Raw genomic sequence first — 241 nt, forward strand, 5'->3', positions numbered from 1 at the left:
CGCCTTTCAGTTCGCGACGAATGGTACGCACCGCGTTCATCACGTAACCCAGTTCATCTTCCGGGTCCGGAATTGGCAGTTTATCGACGTCAGCTTTGCAGGTGACTGGCGAGGTAAAACGCGGACCTTCTCCGGCTTCAAAATAGAGCCCTAACCCCATCGCGTCCGGCACGGTGAGGATATCGGAAAAGAGGATCGCCGCATCCAGCGGGTAGCGACGCAGCGGTTGCAAAGTCACTTC

The 241-nt window shown here is 56.8% G+C and carries 1 protein-coding gene; it reads right to left on the reverse strand.

What is annotated here, in order from left to right; all coding sequences use genetic code 11:
- Nucleotides 1-241 (reverse strand): uroporphyrinogen decarboxylase family protein (locus tag HMPREF0549_RS09050; RefSeq protein ID WP_003718006.1); only part of this gene is annotated, 241 nt, incomplete at both ends.

Origin of the sequence: Limosilactobacillus vaginalis DSM 5837 = ATCC 49540, assembly GCF_000159435.1 — a bacterium.
Lineage (GTDB): Bacteria > Bacillota > Bacilli > Lactobacillales > Lactobacillaceae > Limosilactobacillus > Limosilactobacillus vaginalis.